At 70.1% G+C, this 6,922-nt stretch carries 7 protein-coding genes; 4 read left to right on the top strand and 3 right to left on the bottom strand.

All coding sequences use genetic code 11. The annotated features are described in order from the left end of the window. The first annotated feature begins 77 nt into the window (after positions 1–77). Positions 78–605 carry a hypothetical protein gene (locus AC08OT_RS17760; protein WP_476603064.1) on the top strand — a complete coding sequence of 176 codons (528 nt, stop codon included), beginning with the start codon at positions 78–80 and terminating at the stop codon, positions 603–605. A gap of 32 nt (positions 606–637) precedes the next feature. Here AC08OT_RS17760 and AC08OT_RS17755 read toward each other — a convergent pair whose 3' ends face one another. Both AC08OT_RS17755 and AC08OT_RS17750 read right to left on the bottom strand, forming a co-directional pair. Continuing rightward, positions 638–1,456, bottom strand: a complete 819-nt coding sequence (locus AC08OT_RS17755) for a sensor histidine kinase (RefSeq protein WP_476603063.1) — start codon at positions 1,454–1,456, stop codon at positions 638–640. Positions 1,457–2,050: 594 nt separating this feature from the next. Then, complete coding sequence (locus AC08OT_RS17750) at positions 2,051–2,782, bottom strand: response regulator transcription factor (RefSeq protein ID WP_476594470.1); 732 nt, start codon at positions 2,780–2,782, stop codon at positions 2,051–2,053. 278 nt (positions 2,783–3,060) lie between these two features. On the opposite strand from AC08OT_RS17750, the gene AC08OT_RS17745 reads away from it, so the two are divergent. Further along, positions 3,061–3,999 (top strand): acyl-ACP desaturase, encoded by a 939-nt coding sequence (locus tag AC08OT_RS17745; RefSeq protein WP_476594471.1) that lies wholly within the window; start codon positions 3,061–3,063, stop codon positions 3,997–3,999. Positions 4,000–4,062: 63 nt separating this feature from the next. On the opposite strand, the gene AC08OT_RS17740 is transcribed toward AC08OT_RS17745, so the two are convergent. Beyond that, on the bottom strand, positions 4,063–4,701 hold the full coding sequence (locus AC08OT_RS17740; protein WP_476594472.1) for a dTMP kinase: 639 nt from the start codon (positions 4,699–4,701) through the stop codon (positions 4,063–4,065). 216 nt (positions 4,702–4,917) lie between these two features. On the opposite strand from AC08OT_RS17740, the gene AC08OT_RS17735 reads away from it, so the two are divergent. Beyond that, entirely contained in the window at positions 4,918–6,264 is a 1,347-nt protein-coding gene (locus AC08OT_RS17735; protein ID WP_476594473.1) for a sensor histidine kinase, read from the top strand. Then, entirely contained in the window at positions 6,261–6,905 is a 645-nt protein-coding gene (locus AC08OT_RS17730; RefSeq protein WP_476594474.1) for a response regulator, read from the top strand. Before AC08OT_RS17735 ends, AC08OT_RS17730 begins: the two co-directional genes overlap by 4 nt. Positions 6,906–6,922 lie beyond the last annotated feature (17 nt).

The raw sequence follows: 6,922 nt of genomic DNA, 5'->3' as shown, positions 1-6,922 counted from the left end.
ATATAGAATAATCAAATTATTTCAATGCAAATCCTGGGTGCGCCTTCGGTGTTGGCATATGGGCCGTCGCAAAGTCTTTGATCGTCGCCCGGATAGGTATCCAGGACACCATCCAGTGGCATCCTTTCGGACCAGACGCGAGCCACCTCCTCAATGCCTATTCCACCTATAGCTACCGAACGGGAATTCTGTTCAGCACCGGCGGCTTATTTCTACCCGGCGTCTACATCATCTCTGGGCAAATTAATATTATCGGACGTATTCTGGCCGCACTGGTCGCCGCGCCGCTCGTTTTCGGGAGCCTGCTCTGCTTCCTCTATCCGACCCACCGGATCTATCTCGTGGCGAAGAGGCAAAAAGATGATGCGCTAGGGAAGTTCGGAGAGGTACTCCAAGCCGCTCAGCATGAGGCCCTACAAGGCAGCGGTGACATGAGCTCTCTGGCGTCGAGGGTTCAGACCCTACTGTCCCTACGCGCCGCCATCGCGAGCGAGCCGAACTTTCCTGCATCCATCCTCCTGATCGTTCGCACGGGATCATTGTTCCTAATACCGATCTTCATCGGTTTCCTCCAGGCTGCACTAGGGGCCGCCTTTCTAGGATGACGTCACCGAATAACGGCCAGGCGGCTCAGTGGTCAGCCGGAGGGTGCGGGCAGCAGGAACCGGAAGACCGTGCCGGTGCCGACGGCACTGGACACCTCGACCCGGCCGCCGTGGGCGGCGGCGGTCGCCGCGACGATGGACAGCCCCAGCCCGTTGCCGCCAGGCCCCCGTGCCCGGCTGTCCGCGGCCCGGTAGAAGCGATCGAACACGTGCTCGGCAACCTCCGGTGGCATGCCCGGCCCGTGGTCGATGACGTGAAGCTCCGCGCCCCCGGGGGTCCCGGGGGCGGCGGGGCCGGTCGGCGCGGCGCCCGCCGGCAGCGCGTGCAGCCGCACCTCGATCGGCGTCTCGGGCGGGGTGTGGACGCGGGTGTTGGTCAGGAGGTTGCCGGCGAGCTGGCGCAGCGCGTTCTCGTCGCCGAGGACGACGCAGCTCGCCGGGAGCTCGGCGCTCACCGGGCGCTCGGGGGCCGCGACCCGCAGGTCGGCGACGGCGTCGCGGACGAGCCTGGCAAAGTCGATCTCGGCCCGCCGCATCGGTCGCTGCTCGTCGAGGTGGGCCAGGTATAGCAGGTCGTCGACGAGGGTGCTCATCCGGGCGGCCTCCTCCTGGACCCGGCGTAGCGCGTCATCCGCGTCGACCGCCGTCACCATTCCGCCGCGCAGCAGATCGGCGTAGCCGCGGATCGAGGTCAACGGCGTCCGCAGCTCGTGGGAGGCGTCGGCGGCGAAGCGGCGGAGCTGCTCCTGGGAGGCGACCCGGGCGGCGAACGCGGCCTGGATTTGGCCGAGCATCGTGTTGAGGGCCATGGCGAGCTGACCGGTCTCCGAACGGGCCGACCCCGCCGGCACCCGCCGGTCGAGATCCCCCCCCCCCGGCGATCGCCGACGCGGTGGAGATCATCTGACGCAGTGGGCGCAGGCCACGGGTCAGCCACACCCAGGCGAGCACGGCGATCGCGGCGAGCACCGCGAGACCCACCGCCACTTCGATCATCACCAGTCGGTGGACCGTCTCCGCGACCGGCTTCAGCGGCAGCGCGACGAGAACCCGTGGCCCGCGCGGACTGTCCCGGACGACCGCTCGGTACCGCTCCCGGTCGGCGATGACGGTGAACGGTGCGGCACCCCGGTCCCCGGCGGCGTCCAGCAGGGGCGTAGCCGGCGACGTGGGAGTCACCGAACCCGCGATGCGCAGCACCGTCCCGTCCGTCCGTCGGATCTCCACCAGGTAGTCGGTCGGCGCCACGGCCCGCTCCACCCCGGCCCGGCCCAGCGCCTCCCACCGGGACAGATAGGCAGCAGCCGGCAGGCCGCCCAGCACCCGCGCGCGGGTGAGCTGCTGGTCGATCCGGTCGTCCAGGTAGGCACGCAGCGCGAACACGCTCGCCCCACCCACGATGACCAGTCCCAGTGCGGTCAGCGCGATCAGGCCGGACATCAGCTTCAGGCGGAGCGTCGCCGGTTGGACCCCGCCACCGGAAGGCGCAGCACGTAGCCAAAACCACGCTGGGTGTGGATGAGAGACGGGCCGTGCCGGCCGAGCTTGCGCCGCAGGTAGCTGACGTACTGGTCCACGATGGTCGGCTCGCCCGCGTAGTCGTAGCTCCACACCGCGTCGAGGATCTGGGTCCTGGACAGCACCCGGTTGGGGTTGGTCAGGAAGTACCGCAGCAGGGAGAACTCCGTCGGCGACAGGTCGATCGGCTCCCCGGCGCGGCGGACGAGATGGGCGTCCGGGTCGAGTTCCACGTCGGCGAACCGCAGCGGGGACGGCGGCACGGGTGCCGGCTCGGCCGGCGGAGGTGACGTCCGGCGCAGCACGGCCCGGACCCGGGCGACGAGCTCGTCGACGGCGAACGGCTTGGTGACGTAGTCGTCGCCGCCGTAGGTGAGGCCGGCGATCTTGTCCCGGTGGGCGTTGCGCGCGCTCAGGTAGACGACGGGTACCGGGTGCCCGTCCGCGCGCAACATCCGGCAGATCTCGAAGCCGTCGATGTCGGGCAGCATCACATCAAGGATCATCAGATCCGGCCGGGCCTCGACGGCCAACTCGAGCGCCGCCCGACCGGTGGTCGCGGTCAGAACGTCGAAACCATGGAAACGTAACGCCATCCGCAGCAGATCGACGATGTTCGGCTCATCGTCGACAACCAGCACACGCGGGGCAGTGGACATGTCCGGCTCCCTGGACGCGACCTCGATGCAGCGGGTGGACGGCGATGCGGGCGGCGATGTCGACATCGTCCGCGTCGAGTTCATCCGAGCATCATGAGAGTTCGGTGTGAGCCGGATGCCAACCGGGCGCGCCGGGACTGTCCGGCCGGGCGTCCTCGCCGGGCCTGGCAAGGATGCCCGCTCCCGCAGCGGGACTGCCTCGGCGGAACAGTTCCACGCTCGGTAATCCACACCCGCGGGACATGGTTAACACATGATCCCTCTGGAACAGTTCCCCAATGAAATCACTCACGGACATCGACCTGATACGCGATTTGGAGCCCGTCGCCGAGGCCAACCTGAACCGGCATCTCGGCGTCGCCGCCGAATGGATGCCGCACGAGTACGTACCCTGGGGCGAGGGCCGCGACTTCGATAGTCTCCCCTGGGAGCCCGGGCAGTCGAAGCTTTCCAAGATCGCGCAGATCGCGTTCGAGGTCAACCTGCTGACCGAGGACAACCTGCCGAGCTACCACCGGGAGATCGCGGACGCGTTCGGCCGGGACGGCGCCTGGGGAAGCTGGGTGCACCGGTGGACCGGTGAAGAGGGGCGCCACTCCATAGCGATGCGCGACTACCTCCTGGTCACCCGGGCGGTGGACCCGATCGCCCTCGAACGCAACCGCATGTACCAGATGGGCAAGGGCTACGACAGCCGGGACAAGTCCCCGCTGGAGGCAACGGCGTACGTCTCCTTCCAGGAACTGGCGACCCGGGTGAGCCACCGCAACACTGGCCGTTTCTGCGGGGAACCGATCGCCGAGAAGCTGCTCACGCGGGTGGCGACGGACGAGAACCTGCACATGATCTTCTATCGGAACGTGATCGCGGGGGCGCTGGAGCTCGACCCCTCGCGTACCGTGGTGGCCATCCGCGACGAGCTCGTCAACTTCCAGATGCCCGGCACCGGCATCCGTGACTTCGGCCGCAAGGCGATCCAGATCGCCCGGGCCGGCATCTACAACCTGCGCATCCACCACGACGACGTGGTGCTGCCGATCCTGCGTCACTGGCGGTTCTTCGACCTGGAGGGCCTGAATGGCGAGGCTGAGAAGGCCCGCGAGGAGGTCTCCGCCTTCGTCACCGGGCTCGACGCCCTCGCGACGCAGCAGGAAGCGAAGCTGGCGCGGACCACGGAACGTGCCACCCGGCGAGCCGAGGCGTTGGCCTCGGCCTAACGCATAACCTGCATAACCCAGAAATCCGGGAAATCCGGGATGGTCTCACTGCCCGTAGCGTCCCTACCGGGTGGTGAGGTGTTCGCAGATCGTGTCGATACCGGTCTCCCGGTCCACCACCAGCCACGGGGAGACCCAGCTCCGGGCCGCCAACTCCTCGTACATCCGCGCGCACCGCTCCTGCAGTCCGTCGTCGGACTCGAAGGTGTCCAGCGCCCGGCCCCGGTCGGCCCCGGCGCGGGCGAGCGTACCCGCCCGCGCCGTCCCCACCGGGATCCGCAGCAGGACCTGGAGATCGGGCACCGGCAGCGCGAGCGCGCCGAGTTCCAGCTCGGCGATCCAGGCGGGAAAGCTCTCCCGCTCGGTGGCCGGCAGCCGCGCCGCGCCGTACGCCGCGTTCGACGCCACGTAACGATCGATGATCACCAGATCATGCGTGCGGACGAGGGCGTCGAGTTCGGGACGGGAGTTGGCCCGGTCGAGCGCGAACATCATCGCGCTCGCCCGGGGAGAGGCCGCGAGCGGCGCGAGCCGCGGATCGCCGGCCAGCAGGCCGCGCACCGCCGGGCCGAGAGGCTCGGTCGCATAGCGGGGATAGGCGAGCGTCGCGACGCTGCGGCCGGCGGCGGTGAGGCGAGCGACCAGCCGCCCGGTCAGCGTGTTCTTGCCCGCGCCGTCGACGCCTTCGATCGCGAGGATCACCCGCCTGGCACCTCCCCGCCACCGGCCGTCGTGAGCCCTTAGGCCGCAGCTTAACCGTAACAAGGATACAGCCCGTAACAAGGACACCACAAGGACACGTCGAAACCGATCGACCACCGGCCGGGCGCTTCCTCCTCCCGGCTGCGTCCCGGCCCGTACGCGGGATACGTCCAGTGGCGGATGTCGGCACGACGGCGGCTCGCTACCGTCGGAGAGATGGAGGCCAGGCGCGGCATCTTCCCGGTGATCGGTGACGTCCTGTTCACCGCATTCACCGCGGCGGCGTTGCTCCGCGGTTCCGGGGAGGCGGGTGCCGACCAGGTGCCCCCCTCCCGGCCGTTGGATGCCTTCGCCTACGTGCTGCTCGCCCTGCTGGCCGCCGCCATCCCCCTGCGCCGCCGGGCCCCGTTGGCCATGCTCGTGGCCACGAGCCTGCTCCTCGGCGGCTACCTCGGCGCCGGCTACCCGCGCGGCCCCGCGTTCTTTCCCGTGATCGTGGCCGGGCTCGCGGTCGGGCTGCGCCACGACCAGCGGACGACGAGCCGAGCCGTGGGGGTCTGCGTTCTACTGATCTTCCTCGGCTCGGTCGTCGCGCTGCTGCGGGGATACGCCGATGGCGGCTGGAAGTTCGCCATCGCGATGATCGGGACGGCCGCATCCTGCACCGTTCCCGCGTTCGTGGGCGCCCTGATCAGACTCAACCGCATCGCCTCTGCGCAGGCCAAGGAGGAGGCGACCCGCCGCCGGATCGAACAGGAACGGCTGCGGATGGCTCGCGAGGTCCACGATGTCGTGGGCCACAGCCTGTCCATTATCTCCCTGCAGGCCGCGGTGGCGCTGCATGTGCTGGACCGGCGTCCCGAGCAGGCCCAGGTGGCCCTGGAGGCCATCCGCCGGACGAGCGTCGACGCGCTGGACGAGCTGCGGGCCACCCTGGCGCTCACCCGGGCCGGCCGGCGGGCGGACCCGGCCGCGGACGACGTCACTGCCACCGCTGCTGCTGCCACCACCGCTGCTGCCGCTGCCACGTCCTCGACGGATACCCCGGAGGGGACCGGCAGGGCCCGCGAGGCGCATGACGAGCCGCCCAGGACCCCGTTGACGGGACTCGGCCGACTCCCGAGCCTGCTGCGCGAGGTCCGGCTCTGCGGGGTGCCCGTCGAGCTCGTCACGCAGGGAGACTCCCGGGATCTCACGGGCCTGCCGGCGGACCTCGATCTGGCAGCCTACCGCATCATTCAGGAGTCGCTGACCAACGTGCTCCGGCACGGGGAGCCGAACGGAGTACGAGTGCGCGTCACCATGGGGATCATCGGCGGCCGGCTCGTCGTCGACGTCACCGACCAGCCGGGCACGGCCGCGCCCCCGCCGCTCCCCGGCGAGCCGCACGGCTGGCCGACCTCGACCGGCCACGGGCTCACCGGGCTGCGGGAGCGGGCCGCGGAGTTCGGCGGAAGCCTCACCGCCGGACCGGTCCAGGCCGGCGGTTGGCAGGTCCGGGCCGAGCTTCCGGTGCACACCGGCGGCGGCCGGACGCTCCCCGGCCGGGTGACGCGCTCGTGATCCGGGTGGCGGTGGCCGACGACCAGCCGCTGGTGCGGCTCGGGCTGCGGGTACTCATCGAGACCGAGGACGATCTGGAGCTCGTCGGCGAGGCCGAGGACGGCCGGGCCGCGGTCGAGCTCGTCCGCGCCACCCGACCCGACGTCGTGCTGCTCGACATCCGCATGCCGGTTCTCGACGGGCTGGCGACGCTGCGGACGATCGTCGAGGATCCCGGCCTGGCCGCCACCCGGGTCGTCATGGTCACCACCTTTGAGCTGGACGAATACGTCTTCGAGGCGTTGCGGGGCGGCGCCTCGGGCTTCGTGCTCAAGGACACCGAGCCCGCCGACCTGCTGCGGGCGATCCGGGTCGTCGCCGCGGGCGAGTCCCTGCTCTCCCCGACGGTGACCCGGCTCGTCATCGAGGCCTTCGCCCGCCGGCCAGCCGCCGTCGCCGCCCCGGACCTGCGCGGGCTAACCGTGCGGGAACGCGAGGTGATAAGCCTCGTCGGCCACGGGCTGTCCAACGACGAGATCGCCGCCCAACTGGTGATCAGTCCGGCGACGGCCCGCACCCACGTGAGCCGGGTGATGGTGAAACTGGCGGCGCGGGACCGAGCCCAGCTCGCCGTCCTGGCCCACCAGGCCGGCCTCGTCTGAGCCGGCTGGGCATACCC

Source organism: Frankia sp. CgJB1 (assembly GCF_977947065.1).
This window is presented reverse-complemented; position numbering and strand designations above follow the sequence as displayed.